Genomic DNA, 18052 nt, shown 5'->3' with positions numbered 1-18052 from the left:
AATGATGAAACGTATTGTTGTATTAGGAGCAGGCGAGAGCGGAAACGGCGCAGCAATCCTGGCTAAGAAGGAAGGGCACGACGTATTCGTCTCGGATTTCGGCCAGATCAAGGAAAGCTACCGGACCGAACTGGAGGCACATAACATCGCTTACGAATCCGGAGGGCACACACAGGATCTGATTCTGAATGCTGACCTGATCGTCAAAAGTCCCGGCATACCGGAAAAGGCGCCGATCATAAAAGCCATCAGGACCGCAGGTATAGAACTGATCAGTGAGATTGAATGGGCTTACCGCCATAAGGGAGACAGTAAGATCATTGCTATAACAGGCAGTAACGGAAAAAGCACTACAACGAGCCTGGTCTATTACATCCTGAAGCAAAACAAACTGGATGTATCAATGGTCGGCAATATCGGGTACAGCTTTGCCAAGCAGATTGCAGAGCAGCCTACCGAATGGTATGTGGCAGAGATCAGCAGTTTCCAGCTGGATGATATTAAGACCTTCAGACCGGATATAGCCATGGTTCTGAACATAACACCGGATCACCTGGACCGCTACGAATACAATTTCGACAAGTATGCCGCAGCCAAGTTCAGGATAGCAGAAAACCAGCAGGAAAATGATATCCTCATACTGAACCAGGAAGACGAAGCAACTATAAAATACTTAGAACAAAATACTATTAACCCACGAACAATTTATATCACAATGAGCGATCACCTACTTAACAATCAGGACGGAGCATATATGAATAATGATGAAATGCACATTAAATGGGAGGGAGATGATATGAAGACTACTGTGCATGATCTGGCATTAAAAGGTAAACACAATCAATTCAACTCTATGGCCGCAGGTATTTCTGCAAGAGCAGCAGGTATTCGTAAAGAAAAGATCAGAGATTGTTTTGAAACCTTTGACGGACTGGAGCATCGTCTGGAGTATGTTGCTACTGTGCGTGGTGTTGAGTTTATCAATGATAGTAAAGGTACTAACCTGAACTCGGTATGGTTTGCCCTGGAAAGCATGAAAAAGCCAGTGGTACTGATCTTGGGAGGACAGGACAAGGGTAACAACTACAATGAGATCATGGAGTTGGTACAGGAAAAAGTGAAAGCAATTGTTTGTATGGGTATTGACAACAGCCCTATCCATAAAGCATTTGATGGTGTGGTAGCTACAATAGTAGATACCGCAAGTGCAAAAGATGCGGTAAATGCAAGCTATGCCCTGGCAGATAAAGGAGATATCGTATTACTGTCTCCGGGTTGTGCCAGCTTTGACCTCTTCAAAAATTATGAAGACAGAGGAGATCAATTTAAAGAAGCCGTAAAAGGTTTGTAAAAAATATAAGAAATTAAATAAAGCCCGTAAGGAATGAAAGCGTTGTTGCAGCAAGTAAAAGGAGATAAAGTAATCTGGTCAGTGGTAGTCATTCTATCTCTGTTCAGTCTGCTTTTGATCTACAGTACCACCGACAGGCTGGCACTGGAGCATAATACAACTCCGTTCAAATTCTTACTATCACAGATCTTTTACTTAGTACTGGGTTTGGCCACGGTATATATCTTTCACCGGATCAAGTACACCCGGTTTATGAAATGGTCGGTATACCTGTTCCTGGCGAGTATACCCTTACTGCTCTATACCCTGTTCTTCGGTACAGAACTGAACAGTGGGTCACGCTGGATCGCCATTCCTTTTGTAGGTGTTACGATACAGACATCAGACTTAGCCAAGCTGGCCATCTTTACCTTCCTGGCCCGCCAGTTGAGCCTGAAGCAAAAAGTAATCGGCAATTTCTGGAAAGGGTTCTTCCCGGTTCTGTTACCGGTACTGATTATCTGCGGACTGATTGCTCCGGCAAACCTGTCTACAGCATTGCTTTTGGGTGCTACCTGCTGCTTTATGTTCTTCATAGGCCGTATACCCATGAAGTTCATCCTGTTGCTGATTGTAGCCGGACTGGGACTGGTATTGTGCATATTTGCCATATCCAAGCTTACCGGCAAAGGTCGTGGCGGTACCTGGCAGAAGCGTATAGAAGTATTTATGGGTAAGAATGCCGATGCTGATGATACCTATCAGACAGACCAGGCAAATATTGCTATTGCGAACGGAAGATTAACCGGTCGCGGACCAGGTAACAGTTATGCAAAGAACTTCCTGCCGCACCCTTATTCCGACTTCGTATTTGCCATTGTGATCGAAGAATACGGACTCATAGGTGCGAGTGCATTGATGTTCTGCTATCTGCTGTTCCTCTGGCGAAGTATTAATATATTCAGGAGATGCCCCTATGCATTCGGTGCATTTCTATCTATAGGATTGAGTTTTACCCTGGTTTTCCAGGCCATGATCAATATGGCTGTAGCCGTGCACCTGGTGCCGGTAACCGGTCAGACCTTACCCTTTGTGAGTAAAGGGGGATCTTCTATCGTATTCACTGCTATGGCAGTGGGCGTAATACTGAGCGTAAGCCGTTATGTAGATGAGATGGAAGGTAAACAGCAATTAGTAAAACAAATTGAAAAAGAGCAGCGGGATAAAGAAGCCCTGGCTGCGGCTCAAAACAATTAACGTATGAAAGTAATCATTGCAGGTGGAGGCACAGGAGGACATATCTTTCCGGCAGTAGCAATTGCTAATGCTTTGCAGCGCTTACGTCCCGATACGGAAGTTTTGTTTGTAGGCGCAAAGGGCAAGATGGAGATGGAGAAGGTGCCGCAGGCCGGATATAAAATTGTAGGACTGGATATTGCCGGGCTCAACAGAAGCAACTGGCTTAAAAATTTATCACTTCCGTTCAAGTTATGGAAGAGCCGCCGCAAGGCTAATGAACTGATTAAAACGTTTAACCCGGACATCGTGATCGGTGTAGGTGGTTTTGCCAGTTTTCCTATGCTGAATGCAGCACAGGCAGCAGGTATCCCGACACTGATCCAGGAGCAGAACTCCTTTGCCGGGAAGAGCAATAAGATATTAGGCAAAAAGGCAAAGGCCATTTGTGTGGCTTATGACCAGATGGAACAGTTCTTTCCGAAGGATGCCATCATCAAGACCGGAAACCCGGTACGGGCCAGCATTGCACAAGCCAATATAGATCCGGTTGAGGCAAAGCGCTTCTTCGAACTGAACGAGCATCAAAAGACATTGCTGATTGTAGGTGGTAGCCTGGGGGCGAAAGCTATTAATGAAGCTATTGCTGCCAATCTGGAATTACTGACCAGCGCAGGCTTGCAGATCATCTGGCAGACGGGAGAGCCGTTCTATGCCGAGGCACAGCAAGCAGCAGCCGATTATCCGCAGGTGAAGGTACATGCCTTCATCCGCCAGATGGAACAGGCATACGCCGCAGCAGATATGGTGATATCCCGTGCAGGTGCATTAGCTATCGCAGAACTCTGCATTGTGGCCAAACCGGTAATCTTTGTCCCTTATCCGTTTGCGGCTGAGGATCATCAGACCAGCAATGCCCTTTCCCTGACCCGGAAAGATGCAGCCCTGATGATTAAAAACGATGAGGCCCAACTGCAACTGGCGGGAACCTTGTTACAGCTCTTAAACAACGAAGCACTGCAGCAACAGATGCACCGCAACCTGAAAGAGGAAGCGATCAAAGATGCTGACGAACGCATTGCCCGGATTGTGATAGATATAGTAAATCAAAAAAACTAAGATCATGAACATCGACTCAATAAAGAAAGTATATTTTGTAGGTATAGGTGGCATAGGCATGAGTGCACTGGCCCGCTTCTTCAAGCAGAGAGGCGTGGAGGTAAACGGTTATGATAAAACAGAAACCGATCTTACCCGTCAGCTGGTGCAGGAAGAGATTGGTGTGACTTATACTGATGCAGAGACAGAACTGAAGAAAGAGGTAGATGTCGTGATCTATACACCGGCCATACCGCAGGATAATGTAATCCTGAACTGGTACCGCGCTAATAATTACCCTGTGTACAAGCGCTCTGATGCATTGCAATGGATCACAGAATCTATGTTTGCGATCACAGTTGCAGGTACCCATGGTAAAACGACAATCAGCACCATGATTGGTCACATACTGAGAGATACCGGTTATGGCTGTAATGCATTTCTGGGCGGTATTTCCGTAAACTATAATACTAACTACTGGAGCTCCGACAATGCAGTAGCAGTGATAGAAGCAGACGAATATGACCGCAGCTTCCTGAAGCTGAAACCAGATGTAGCGGTACTGACGGCTATGGATGCTGATCACCTGGACATATACGGCACCCCGGAAGCGGTGCAGGAAGCGTATATCCAATATACTGCCAACATTAAACCGAACGGTACCCTGATCAAAAAACATGGTTTGAAGCAAGGTGCTCAGTTAAAAGGGGCACATAAAAAGAGCTATAGCTTACAGAATACTGGTGCAGATGCCTATGCTGATAACATCCAGATGAAAAACGGCAGTTACATTTTCGATGTAAAAGGAAATGGCATTTTCCTGACTGATGTACATCTGAATATCGGTGGTATGCATAATGTAGAGAACTGTATCGCGGCTATCGCGGTTGCCAAGCAACTGGAAATTGAGGATGAAGCGATCAAAAGTGCTGTAGCTAATTTCAAAGGAGTTAAACGTCGTTTTGAATATATAGTTAAGAATGATAAGATTGTTTATATAGACGACTACGCACATCACCCGGAAGAGCTGGCCGCATTGATTAAAAGTGCTAAAACGCTGTTCTCTAAACGCAGAATCGTAATCGCTTTCCAGCCGCACCTGTTCACCCGTACTCGCGATTTCGCTACAGAATTTGCGCATGCACTGGACATGGCTGATGAGATTATCCTGCTGGATATTTACCCGGCGAGAGAATTACCAATCGAGGGTGTGGATGCAGCAATGATTAAAAGTAAAATGGGCAATCCTAATGTCACTATACTGAGCAAGGAAGGATTATTATCTTATGTAACTAATGCTCCGCTGGACTTGTTTATAACAGCCGGTGCAGGTGATATCGATAAACTGGTAGCCCCTATAGGAAAAATATTATCAGAGAAATAGTTATAAGCATACATGTCAACAGGTAAAAAAATATCGGCAAGAAAAGTAAAGCGCTTCATCGTGGGATCACTGGTGTTGATTACTTTCTCATGCGTATTGTTTGCCGCGACGAAGAAGCAGGCGGAGCGTAAAATTGAAGGGGTTAAGGTCACCCTCCAGAACCAGGGCGAAGAAGAAAATTTTTTACTGGAAAAGGATGTAGAAAAGCTTTTTGTAACGAATACGAATATCAATATTCTCAACAAGAGCATTGCCGACCTGGACCTGAACCATATAGAAGAACTGGCGGAACAGAACCCTTGGGTAAAAAGTGCTGAAGTATATGTGGACAATAACAGCAAGCTGAATATAGAAGTAACGCAACGTTTACCGGTAGCGAGATTATTTACCCGCGAAGGGCGTAGTTTCTATATCGATTCTGCGGGTTTTGAAATGCCATTGAGCGAACGATATGCATATCCTGTAACGGTTTTCACCAATGTGCCGCATGCTGCAAATGACAGTATTTATGCCGGCATGAAAAAGAAAATTGTGTACATGAGTGAGGTACTGAAAGCAGACAGCTTCTGGAACAGCCAGATTACACAGCTGGATGTGGTGAATGAACATCACTTCAATGCATACACCACTATAGGCAAACAGAAGATTATAATAGGAGATACTGCACGTGTAGCGGATAAACTGAAGAACCTGTATTCATTCTACCGTGAAGTGTCGAATAAGATAGGATGGAATAAATATGAAGTCCTGGATATACGTTACAGAAACCAGGTTGTCGCCAGTCCTACATTTGGATGGGTACCACCTAAAGATACCAATTCGGTAGCTATTGCAGAACCGGTTACTGCTCCTGCAGACCACACGGATGCAGTAAAGCCCGTAGTGAAACCGGAACCGGTCAAACCTGCACCTGTAAAAGCAGCAGCGAAACCAGTTGTAACTGCAGCCGTAAAGAAATCCGCTCCGGAAAAGCCAAAAGCGGTAAAACCATTGACTAAACCAAGTGCGAAGACGACCACATCGAAACCTAAGTACGAGTATACCAACGAAAAAAATAAACCTAATAATAAAAAATAGTTTAGCATAAAAAAATCTTTGTGATATGAATAAGAATGAGAACCCCATCATTGTAGGCCTGGACATTGGTACCACCAAAGTCGTAGCGATTGCAGGCAGAAAGAACGACTTTGGGAAAATCGAGATTATAGGATTCGGCAGAGCAGAGTCAAACGGCGTGAGTCACGGTGTGGTGCTGAACCTGGATCAGTGTATCACATCGATTAAGAAAGCAATCGACAATCTGCATGAAAATAATCCTAACCTGGATATACATAATGTTTATGTAGGCATCGCAGGTCAGCATATTAAAAGTATTCCTTCACGCGGTGACAGGGTACGTATTTCTTCTGAACAGATTATCACTAAAGAAGAGATTGAAATGCTGATGAGCGACCAGCGTAAAACGCATATCCCTGCAGGCGACGAGGTCATTGATATTATTCCTACAGAATTCTCTGTAGACAATATTACCAATATCCCGGAACGCTCTGTAATCGGTATGAACGGTACTAAATTCGGTGCCAACTTCCATATCATTACCGGTGATAAAACAGCGATCAAAAATATACAGCGTTGCGTAGAAAGCGCAGATCTGTATACTAAAGACCTGGTACTGCAACCACTGGCATCAGCATCGGCTGTACTGGCTGATGATGACCTGGAAGCGGGTGTAGCGATAGTAGATATCGGTGGTGGTACTACGGATATGGCGGTGTTTGTAGATGGTATTCTGCAACATACTGCAGTAATCCCTTTTGCCGGTACCAATATCACGAATGATATTAAAAACGGACTGGGCGTATTGAAGGCACAGGCGGAGCAACTGAAAGTACAATTCGGTTCTGCCATTGCTGAAGAGGCCAGCGGTAACCAATATATTTCTATTCCGGGTCTGAAAGGACTTCCTGCAAGAAATCTTTCTACCAAAACCTTGTCTAACATTATCCAGGCAAGAATGGAAGAGATTCTGGAGTATGTTGTATATCACCTGAAGCAACACGATCTGGATAAGAAACTGCATGGCGGTATTATCCTGACTGGTGGTGGTAGCAGCCTGAAACACCTGAAACAACTGACGGAGTTCAAAACCGGTCTGAATACCCGTATCGGTTATCCTACCGAACACCTATCCGGTGGTTATGATGAGGTATTGAACAACCCTATGTACTCAACCTGTATCGGCCTTATCCTGAAAGGATACCTGGATCTGGAAAAGAGCAACAGTACTACTCATGTGATCAGACAAAAGAACACTGAACTGCCCGTACAACCAGAAGCACCAGCGGCACCGGTACCACAGGATCCTGTAGCCAGACAAGCTGCAAATAATATTGTTTCAGAAGAAGCATTTGAGGCGGAAGATGATCTGCTGCAAGAGCCTAAAGAAGCTAAAGAAAACCCGGGAATAAAAGTATCGCAACGCGTTGCTTCTATTTTCGGAACGCTGAAAAACAGCATCAAAGAGCTGTTTAGTGAAAATGAAGATCAACAATTAAATTAACCCATCGTAGTATAAAGAGCAACTTTACTTAACCCCCATTAAAAAAATCTATTATGATACATTTTGAAATTCCAAAAAATCAGTCCTCCATCATCAAGGTGATTGGTGTAGGCGGAGGCGGCGGAAATGCGGTGAATTCCATGTACACTCTTGGAATAGAAGGCGTAGATTTTATCGTATGTAATACCGACTCACAGGCATTGGCGCAAAGCCCGATTCCAAACAAGATCCAGTTGGGGCCACACCTGACACAGGGACTTGGTGCAGGTGCAAATCCTGAAATCGGCAAGCAAGCAGGTGAAGAGTCTATAGATGAGATCTCTAAAATCCTGAGTGTAAATACGCGCATGGCATTTATTACTGCCGGCATGGGTGGTGGTACAGGTACCGGTGGGGCTCCTGTAATTGCAAAGACGTGTCGTGACCTGGGTATCCTTACCGTAGGTATCGTGACAACGCCTTTCACTTACGAGGGTCGTAAGCGTCTGAACCAGGCTCAGAACGGTATCGCTTCGATGAGAGAACATGTGGACACTATCCTGATCATCTCTAATGACAAGCTGCGCCAGCAGTTCGGCAACCTGCCGTTTACTCAGGCCTTTGCAAAAGCGGATAATATCCTGGCTACTGCTGCTAAGTGTATTACAGACCTGATCACTGTAGACGGTCGTGTAAACCTTGACTTTAACGATGTGCAAACCGTTATGAAAAATGGCGGTGTAGCCATTCTGGGTAGTGCACAGGCAAGCGGTGAAAGCCGAGCTTACACTGCGGTAACCGAAGCATTAAACTCTCCTCTGTTGAATGATGATGACATCTCCGGAGCTAAATGGATCCTGCTGAATGTAACTTCTTCTCAAGGTGAGAATGAGCATACACTGGACGAACTGGATATCATCCAGGGATATGTTCAGGATCAGGCTGGTAATAACTGTGATATTATCTTAGGTATGGGTCATGACCCAAGCCTGGGTGATGAGATCGCTGTAACCATTATTGCAACCGGATTTCACCAGAATGAAATTAAAGATAATATGGCCCAGCTTGCCAAGCAACAAAAAGCAGCTGAGCCTGAAAAAGTAATCATGAACCTGCAGCCGGAACCAAGCCCGGTAGCGACCATTGCCCCGGAACCAACTCCTGTAGCACCTCCTGCTCCGGCAGTTGATCCTATGGCTCCGCGCCTGGTACAAGAGGATATGCCTGCTGCACCAACAGCACCACCGGCTCCGGAGCAACAGATTCATACTTTTGAACTGGAACTTCCGAATAAAATGGCGGAAGAATCTGTAGATTATGTACCACAGGCCATTACTACAGTAAGCAACCAGGAGATTCCTGCTCCGCAGCCGCAATATCAGCCGCAACCTGCTCAGCCTTCTGCTGACAGCCGTGTAAAAATGGGTGATCGCTACCTGACTCCTGATGAGATGGAAGAGCGCAACCGTTTTGAAGAGCAAAAGAAAATACTGGAAGAAAGAGCAGAACGCCTGAGAAGAATGAGCTTTAACTTTCATGGCAATAATGCTGAGGAAATTGAGAATGTACCTGCATATATGCGCCGCAACAGCAATACAGACGAGACGATTGATGAATCCTCAAAACCATTCTTATCTTCTTATCGTGTAGATGAGCGTGGCAATGGTAACATCAGCACCATCAATACTTTCCTGGACGGTAATAAGCCAGATTAATTACTACCCTTTCTCTAACTAAAACAAAACGATAAAAGCCCCGGAATATCCGGGGCTTTTATCGTTTTTAAGAACTTGTATAATTGTATTAATCAGCCAGTTTCAGGTCCATTTCTACACGTCTGTTCTGTGCACGTCCTGCAGCTGTTTTATTACTTGCTTTTGGTTTTTCCAATCCGTAGCCATTGGTAGACAGTCTGCCTTCGGCAATACCTTTGGATACAAAGTATTCTTTAACCGCAGCAGCACGTTGTTTAGACAGCTCCAGGTTACGTTCTGCAGTACCTACATTATCCGTATGGCCATCAATGGTCATATTATAATCCGTGTACTCGTTCAGTATCGAAACGATCTCATCCAGCAGTTTGTAAGATGTTTTCTTAATCACCGCCTTACCGGTTTCGAACTGGATTGCTGTAGCAGCGAAGGCCAGGCGTTTTTTAACCTCAGCACGTATCTCAGGACATCCGTGGTTATTTACAGTTCCCGGTACTGTAGGACATTTATCCAGGTGGTCTGCTATACCATCATTATCGCTATCCGGACAACCCTGTTGTGCTATCGGACCTGCATTATTAGGACATTTATCTTCCCAGTCTGCAATACCATCTCCATCTGTATCGCTACATCCCTGGAACTGTGCCAGACCAGCTATATCAGGACATTTGTCGTCTTTATCTGCAATACCATCACCATCACGGTCAGGGCAACCATTTGTGGCTACGGTACCCGCTTCATTCGGACATAAATCCTCACCATCGGCAATACCATCAAGATCAGCATCGGGACAGCCTTGAGTATTGGCCAGACCCGCTACATCAGGACATTTATCTACAGAATCTACCACACCATCGTTATCGCGGTCGGTAGGTTTACAACCCATATTGGCCCAGATGCCGGCTTCTCCCGGACATTTATCCAGTTTGTTGGACACTTTATCGCCATCGCTGTCTTTCAGTTTTTTCTTATGGAATGGAACCTGCAGTCCGAAATAGAAATTCGCTCCTTTTGCAGAGTTGCCACCCAGCAGTGCCAAACCATCATCCGTACCGAAATACAGTCCGCTCACCCGAATGCCCAAACCGGCTTTCATACTCTCTGAAGTGAAATTATAAGTCAGCGGCAAGCCTACCGTTAAGATCTTATTTTCATATCTCGGGGTTATGGTCAACTGCGAAAAGTTATAAGGGCTGTAATTATCATAAGCGGGCTTCATCAGGGAACCAATAAACGTCGCATTGGCATAGAAGCCGTTTTTAATATTCCAGTCGGCACCCAGCACCAGACTAGTCGGCATATTGATGCGTGTCCTGGTTGCTGCTCCATCATTTACCGTAAACCCTCTTGAAGCCATATAGCTTTTCAGTTCATCATAATTATTGAACTTATCGCCAAGGCTATCTACATTAAGGGTACCTATACCCGAAACACCATAGTTACGGGAATCCTTATAAGCAATGGCACCAATATCGATTACAGATGCGGAGAAGCGCAGTTTGTAAATATCTTTTTCCGGATTTCTGCGGTTAGGGCTTCCATCCATTTCATAAGTATACTTGGCTGCATCCGGAGCCCACTGGTATACCAGACCGATATCCCCGCCAATACCTGAAGACTTGCCACTGAACATGGAATTGAACAGGTCATTAAAATTGCCGTTAAGGATATTGGAATTGTACAGGTTGGTAGATGCATTAAGGCTCATGCTCTGCACCGTAATGGTCTTATTGGATTCATTATAGTTACCTACTATAGACTGTATACTGTTACCGCCATAACCAATACCGGAAAGGTAACGCAGGCTAACACCCAGTGAAAGGGAGCTGGTAGGCTTGGTAAACAGGTTGGTAGCATAGCTCAGGCCGGTTTCCGTCCAGGCGTTGATATTGAAGTTCATGTTTTGTGCATTCACGGCTATATTTCCATTATTGCTGGAAAATATGGTGTTGAAAAATGCACTGTTATAATCTCTCAGTTGATTGGCAAAACGTACGCGGTTGGTCAGTGCGAAATTATGCTTGTCTTTAAAGCTTGCATAAATGTTGAGTACATTCACACTCACCAGTGGGCCGTTGATATCAAATTTCTGCCGGTCACCCTTAGTAACGATATCTCCGATATTATAATTTTTGTCATCATTCAGCAATTTGTTGAAGATGTTTGAGGAGTTAATAGTGCCGTAATTCTGATCAATACCGCCATTAACAGATATCACATCAATGGACCATTTTACCCTGGAGTCGCTGAGCAAAGCAGGGTTCAGAAATACAGATTTTGTAGGAAGGTAGTTGCCTGTGGCTACACCCAGGTAGTGCTGGGCTGTTAGTGTTGGCGTCAGCGCAGCCAATGCCAGCAAGGTAAGTGTACATTTTTTCATCATAATTGTTAGTTTTTAAATGAATGGTAAGTGTATATTATATAATACGCCTGCAAATTAATTTGAGCATCTATACCCGCCAAAAAACAAACTAAAAACAATACAAAAGTATTGCATGGTCATGCTACACAATACTAAAATAAAATAGATATATCATAATACATAACAAAGTGAAGAATATTTACTTACAGAAACGTTAAACATTACTCTCAAAGCTTATTATAATAAGACCGGTAAAAAACTCAATCAATATTATTTTTAATTAAATTTGCTACAAACATTTTCAATTATAAGTATGAGTGCAAAAGCGAAGATTTTATTGGTTGAAGACGATGCATCATTAGGCTTTGTGGTAAAGGACAATCTTGAGGATAGCGGTTATGAAGTATTACTGTGTAGCGATGGGGAGAATGGCTGGCAAACTTTTATGCGCCAGAATGTAGATATCTGTCTGCTGGATGTTATGCTGCCTAAAAAAGATGGTATGGCGCTGGCCAGCCTGATCAGACAGAAAAACGATAAAATTCCGATACTGTTTCTTACTGCCAAAAATCTGGACGAAGATAAGATTGCCGGTTTTAAAGCGGGAGGAGATGACTATATTGTAAAGCCTTTCAATATGGAAGAGCTGTTGCTGCGTATAGAGGTATTCCTGAAACGTTCTAAGGATGAAAAACCGATGGACGCTATAGTAGGCCTTGCCGCGAACAGTTCTTTCGATTACGAAAACCTGTTGCTGGTAAACCAGGGGCATGCTCAGCAATTAACACAAAAGGAAGCTGATCTGTTTAAGTACCTGGTACAAAACAAAAACATGGTACTGAAGCGTGAGGACATCCTGATGAATGTATGGGGGAAAGACGATTATTTCCTGGGCAGAAGTATGGATGTGTTTATGACTAAGGTAAGAAAGTACATCAAAGGCATTGAAGGAGTAGAGTTGCAAACCATGCATGGTGTTGGTTTTAAATTAGTTTTTGATAAATAGGTTACCATTGCAGAAACTCCTATCTTTGCAGGCCAAATTTTTAATTGTTCAGAATACTGATATCATATGACTTGGTTTAAAAGAATTACAAAAGGTATTTCGACAGATACTAAAGAGAAAAAAGAAGTACCGGACGGCTTATGGCATAAATGTTCTTCCTGTAAAGAAACATATACCACCGACGTTCTGGTAGAGAATCTGTTTGTATGCCCTAAGTGTCAGTTTCATAACAGAATAAATGCTCCTCAATATTTCGATATTCTTTTTGATGACGGAAAATTTGAAGAACTGTTTGCCAACATCGCACCAAAAGACTTCTTACAGTTTGAGGATGTGAAGCCTTATTCTGCAAGATTGAGTGCTGCACAAAGACAGACTGGCCTGAAAGATGCTATGACTGTAGGTGTAGGTGATGTAAACGGTAAAAAACTGGTAATCGCTTGTATGAACTTCAACTTCATCGGTGGTTCTATGGGTTCTGTTGTAGGAGAGAAGATTTCCCGTGCTATTGATTACGCAATCAAACACAAGCACGCCTTCATGATCATCAGTAAATCTGGTGGTGCACGTATGATGGAAAGTGCATTCTCCCTGATGCAGATGGCTAAAACATCTGCGAAGCTGACTCAGCTGGCTAATGCAAAACTGCCTTATATCTCATTACTGACCGATCCTACCACAGGTGGTGTTACCGCATCATTTGCGATGCTGGGCGATATTAATATTGCAGAGCCTAAAGCACTGATTGGATTTGCCGGTCCGCGTATTATTAAGGAAACAATCCGTAAAGATCTGCCTGCAGGCTTCCAGCGTTCTGAGTTCCTGGTAGAACACGGTTTCCTGGATTTCATCGTAGATCGTCATGACCTGAAACAAAAACTGACCGATACTATCGAATGGTTCGGAACTAAATAATTAATTACTGTAGTTAAACATAAAAAAGAGCAGCGTATCAAATTTGATACGCTGCTCTTTTTTATGTGCTCTATACTGTTTAGTTACAAACAATTTTATAATCCAGTACATTCTGTTCTTTCATTTCTTCCAGGTGATTGACCAGGGTATCTGTAAGCAATACACTTTTTGCGCCGTTTGATTTCAGCTTGATTTCACTCTGCTCACTCACAACCATTATTTCCAGCTCGCAATCTCCACTCTGGTGGGCATAATTATCATACAGGTATTGTACAAAGTCGGCATTAATGCGTTCTAATGGGCAGCGAATACGCAGTGCTTTGGTAAAGCGTTTACGCACATCACTCATCAGCATTACTTCTGAGATTTTAAACTCAAATGTACCCGGACGGAAGCGTTGCTCCTGGTAGCGCCCGATGACCATTATCTTCTGGTCTTCGGACAGGTAGTTGCCAAACTTCACGTAATCTTCTCTCCAGAGTATAATCTCTTTAAAGCCGCTGTAATCATTAAGTATAAATCTTCCGTACTTATCTCCCTTTTTCGTCAGCAGGTGTTTAGGATCGCTCATAAAGCCCATTACCCTTACCTGCTTGTCTACAAGATCTTCCAGATCGGCCAGTGGCGTAACCTGGTAATGTTTCATTTCAAAGCGATAGTTATCCAGGGGGTGTCCGCTCAGGTAGATACCGATTACCTCTTTCTCAAATGCCAGGCGCTCTGAAAGCGGCCAGGGTTCCAGTTTAGGAATATCAGGGTGTTTTACCACCGGCATTTCCATATCACCAAAGAGGCTGCTTGTTGTCATAGAGGCATCTGCCTGTACCTGTTGCCCGAACTTAATGATCTTAGACAGGAAGGTCTCACCATCCATCATCTGGTGGAAATACTGGGCGCGATGCATATTAGAGAAGCTGTCAAAGGCTCCTCCATAGGCCAGGCTCTCCAGCGATTTTTTATTTACGGTACGCTGATTCACACGCGTGATCAGGTCAAATATACTCTCGTATGGTCCGTTCTTTTTACGCTCATCAATAACATCTACTACCGCAGCTTCACCCACACCTTTCAATGCGCCCAATCCGAAGCGGATTACCCCGTCTTTGTTTACGGAGAAACCGTTCAATGACTCATTGATATCCGGCCCCAGTACATTCAGGCCCATACGCTGGCACTCCTCCATAAAGAAGGTGATCTTCTCAATACTGTTGGCATTGTTCATCACCGCAGCCATATACTCACTCGGGTAGTGTGCTTTCAGGTATGCCGTCTGGAAGGCCACGAAGGCATAACAGGTAGAGTGTGATTTATTGAAGGCGTATTGTGCAAAGGCTTCCCAGTCCGTCCAGATCTTATCCAGCTTGTCAGCGGGCATGCCCTTGGCAATGGCACCATCCACGAACTTACCCTTCATCTTGTCCAGCGTAGCACGATCCTTCTTACCCATCGCCTTACGCAGTACGTCGGCATCCCCTTTAGAGAAGCCGCCCAGTTTCTGCGACAGCAACATCACCTGCTCCTGGTATACGGTAATACCATAGGTCTCGGCCAGGTATTCTTCCATTTCCGGAAGGTCATAAGAGATCTCTTCCTCTCCGTGTTTACGCTTAATAAAGTTAGGGATGTATTGCAGCGGGCCCGGACGATACAGGGCGTTCATCGCAATAAGGTCACCAAACTTATCCGGTTTCAGATTGATGAGGTGCTTTTGCATCCCGGGACTCTCGAACTGGAATGTTGCATTGGTATCCCCCCTCTGGTACAGCTGGTAGGTTAATTCATCATCCAGCGGAATGCCATCAATCTCAATCTCAACGCCATGGTTCATCTTGATCAATTCCAGTGCATCTCGTATAATGGACAGGGTCTTCAGACCCAGGAAGTCCATTTTGATTACACCGGCATCCTCAATGATTTTACCCTCATATTGGGTGATGAGTAAGTTTACATCTTTTGCGGTACACACCGGAATCAGATCGGAAAGGTCTTTCGGGGCAATGATGATACCTGCGGCGTGAATACCGGTATTCCGTACCGATCCTTCCAGCTTCTCCGCTTCATGCAATACACGCGAAGCTTCATCTGTTCCATTATAGAGTTCACGGATCTTCAGGATATTTTCGATATCCTCCGGACCGTAACCTTCTTTTTCATCCAGGGATTTCTCCCCGTCTTTGGCTTCTTTACTGGTAATAGGTGCATGTAGTACACGGCTTAACTTGGTACCGGGTTTATCCGGAACCAGCTTGGCCAGCGCATTGGAATCCTGTAGAGGATAATCCAGTACACGGGCAACGTCTTTAATACTCATTTTAGCCGCCATCGTACCATAAGTAACGATATGAGCCACCTGGTTTTTACCGTATTTATCTACCACATAGTCGATTACCCGCTGACGACCTTCATCATCAAAGTCGGTATCGATATCGGGCATGGACTTACGATCGGGATTAAGGAAACGCTCAAACAGGAGGTTATACTTGATCGGGTCGATATTGGTGATCCCGATACAATAAGCTACTGCCGATCCGGCAGCCGATCCACGGCCCGGGCCGATAAAGACACCTATATCACGACCGGCTTTAATAAAGTCGGATACGATAAGGAAGTAACCGGCAAAACCCATGGTGCGGATGGTAAACAACTCGAAGTTGATACGCTCTTCAATATCAGCGGTAATCTCCTGATAGCGCTCATGGGCCCCTTTCCAGGTCAGGTGCATCAGGAATGCATCCTGATCATCGTTGAACTCTTCCGGCACCTTAAAGTGCGGCAGCAGGATATCCCGCTTCAGCTGCAAGGGTTTAATCTTATCTACGATCATCTGCGTGTTATCTATCGCCTGCGGCAGATCAGAAAACAGCGAGGTCATCTGTTGTGTATTTTTAAAGAAGAACTGGTCATTCCAGAAGGCAAAGCGGGTGCCTTTTTTGGAGTCTCCGTCGTCTGTAAATTCTTTATTGGTTGGTGTAGCCTGTTTCTCACCGGTATTAATACACAGCAGGATGTCATGTGCATTATAATCTTCCTGCTCTACATAGTGAGAGTCATTGGAAGCAATAACAGGTACATTATATTTTTTGGCAAAGCGCAGCAGTACTTCGTTTACTGTTTCCTGCTCCTTCATATCATGACGCTGCAGCTCTACATAGTAATCCTCTCCGAAAAGATCGAGCCACCATCTGAACAATTGCTCTGCCTCTTCTTCGCTTTTATAAAGGATAGCCTGCGGCACTTCCGCACCGATACAACATGTAGTGGCAATCAGGCCTTCATGGTATTTTAATATCAATTCTTTATCGATACGCGGATACTTCCCGTACATTCCTTCCATAAACCCGAGCGAGCAGAGCTTGGTCAGGTTCTGATAGCCCTGTTCGTTTTTAGCCAGGAACAACTGGTGGTAGCGCTTATCCTTACCCTCTTCACGGGTAAATTTATTCTTATGGCGATCCGCAACCAGGTAGAATTCACAGCCTACAATCGGCTTCACTACCGGCTCTTTAATTTCTTTACCATGCTCATCCGTACCTACAACTTTGGTATTCTTCCAGGCTTCTGAAACGAACTGGAATACACCAAACATATTACCATGGTCGGTGATGGCAACAGCCGGCATATTATCCTTCTGTGCCTTTTTATATAGCTTTCCTATGTTGGAAGCTCCATCAAGTAAAGAGAATTGAGTATGGTTGTGTAAATGGGAAAATTGCATGATCTCTGGCCACTATTTCAGTCATACAAAATAACAAATTTTGTACGGGATAGGCGTTCTTTTTTTTTACACAACGGGCTGTCTGACACCCATTTTTGAAGACCCTTAACTTTTGTACTCTGAATTTTGTCGTACATTTATATATCCAATTTCCGTGAGCCATGCTACGTCTTCATTACATATGTATCTGCCTTCTGATGATTGTTGGATGCTCCTGTAGCGCTCCGGCACAAAAAGATAAATTTATGTCTCAGAATCCTTATTATTCCAGAACCGACACCAGCAAACTGAATGTTTCCAATGACGAATGGAAACGTATATTACCACCTGTCCTTTATGCCGTATCCCGCCAGGCTGCTACTGAGCCTTCATTTACCGGAAATATGTGGAAGGATGAAACGATTGGCAATTATTATTGCGCCGTTTGTGGTAATGCCTTATTCAAAAGCACTGCCAAATTTACGAGCATGTGCGGATGGCCCAGCTTTTTTGAACCCCTGAGAAAGGACAATATGCTGTACCGTGAAGATAACACTTATGGCATGCATCGTGTCGAGGTACTTTGTGCCCGCTGCGAGAGCCACCTTGGGCACATTTTTGATGATGGCCCTGAACCTACAGGCAAGCGTTATTGTATGAATGCCGTAAGCCTGGATTTCGAACCTACAGGAGAATAAAAGCTATTAGTTATAAAAAAGAGTTGCGGGGGCCCCCGGGGCGCGCCACAAGTTTTTTTTAATAAGGTTTGTTTATAA

At 44.3% G+C, this 18052-nt stretch carries 12 protein-coding genes; 10 read left to right on the top strand and 2 right to left on the bottom strand.

Annotated elements, in window-relative coordinates:
• Position 1 precedes the first annotated feature (1 nt).
• Genes murD through ftsZ form a run of 7 tightly spaced genes read left to right on the top strand, consistent with a single transcriptional unit; the run spans position 2 to position 9302 of the window.
• Positions 2–1351 carry a UDP-N-acetylmuramoyl-L-alanine--D-glutamate ligase gene (gene murD, locus FTD44_RS08105; RefSeq protein ID WP_222165974.1) on the top strand — a complete coding sequence of 450 codons (1350 nt, stop codon included), beginning with the start codon at positions 2–4 and terminating at the stop codon, positions 1349–1351.
• Between the two features lie 33 nt (positions 1352–1384).
• Positions 1385–2587 (top strand): FtsW/RodA/SpoVE family cell cycle protein, encoded by a 1203-nt coding sequence (locus tag FTD44_RS08100; protein ID WP_129020500.1) that lies wholly within the window; start codon positions 1385–1387, stop codon positions 2585–2587.
• Positions 2588–2590: 3 nt separating this feature from the next.
• Entirely contained in the window at positions 2591–3685 is a 1095-nt protein-coding gene (gene murG, locus FTD44_RS08095) for an undecaprenyldiphospho-muramoylpentapeptide beta-N-acetylglucosaminyltransferase (RefSeq protein WP_222165973.1), read from the top strand.
• A 4-nt stretch (positions 3686–3689) separates the two neighbouring features.
• Positions 3690–5048, top strand: coding sequence for a UDP-N-acetylmuramate--L-alanine ligase (murC, locus tag FTD44_RS08090; RefSeq protein ID WP_222165972.1), 1359 nt, complete (start codon positions 3690–3692; stop codon positions 5046–5048).
• 12 nt (positions 5049–5060) lie between these two features.
• Complete coding sequence (locus tag FTD44_RS08085; protein WP_222165971.1) at positions 5061–6125, top strand: cell division protein FtsQ/DivIB; 1065 nt, start codon at positions 5061–5063, stop codon at positions 6123–6125.
• A gap of 25 nt (positions 6126–6150) precedes the next feature.
• Entirely contained in the window at positions 6151–7608 is a 1458-nt protein-coding gene (gene ftsA / locus FTD44_RS08080) for a cell division protein FtsA (protein WP_222165970.1), read from the top strand.
• A 53-nt stretch (positions 7609–7661) separates the two neighbouring features.
• Positions 7662–9302, top strand: coding sequence for a cell division protein FtsZ (gene ftsZ / locus FTD44_RS08075; RefSeq protein WP_222165969.1), 1641 nt, complete (start codon positions 7662–7664; stop codon positions 9300–9302).
• 88 nt (positions 9303–9390) lie between these two features.
• On the opposite strand, the gene FTD44_RS08070 is transcribed toward ftsZ, so the two are convergent.
• Entirely contained in the window at positions 9391–11682 is a 2292-nt protein-coding gene (locus FTD44_RS08070; protein WP_222165968.1) for an OmpA family protein, read from the bottom strand.
• A gap of 292 nt (positions 11683–11974) precedes the next feature.
• Here FTD44_RS08070 and FTD44_RS08065 point away from each other — a divergent pair, with 292 nt between their 5' ends.
• Complete coding sequence (locus tag FTD44_RS08065; protein ID WP_129020493.1) at positions 11975–12667, top strand: response regulator transcription factor; 693 nt, start codon at positions 11975–11977, stop codon at positions 12665–12667.
• Between the two features lie 66 nt (positions 12668–12733).
• Positions 12734–13582 (top strand): acetyl-CoA carboxylase, carboxyltransferase subunit beta, encoded by an 849-nt coding sequence (accD, locus tag FTD44_RS08060; protein WP_129020492.1) that lies wholly within the window; start codon positions 12734–12736, stop codon positions 13580–13582.
• 79 nt (positions 13583–13661) lie between these two features.
• On the opposite strand, the gene dnaE is transcribed toward accD, so the two are convergent.
• Complete coding sequence (dnaE, locus tag FTD44_RS08055) at positions 13662–17297, bottom strand: DNA polymerase III subunit alpha (protein ID WP_222165967.1); 3636 nt, start codon at positions 17295–17297, stop codon at positions 13662–13664.
• Between the two features lie 245 nt (positions 17298–17542).
• Between dnaE and msrB the strand changes: the two genes are divergently transcribed.
• The gene (msrB, locus tag FTD44_RS08050) at positions 17543–17974 is read left to right on the top strand and encodes a peptide-methionine (R)-S-oxide reductase MsrB (RefSeq protein WP_246625374.1); all 432 of its coding nucleotides are present in this window, start codon (positions 17543–17545) and stop codon (positions 17972–17974) included.
• Positions 17975–18052: the final 78 nt, after the last annotated feature.

This window comes from Edaphocola aurantiacus (assembly GCF_019797745.1).
Taxonomy (GTDB): Bacteria; Bacteroidota; Bacteroidia; order Chitinophagales; family Chitinophagaceae; genus Edaphocola; species Edaphocola aurantiacus.
Note: the sequence above shows the minus strand (reverse complement) of the source record. Positions and strands in the feature narration are given on the sequence as shown.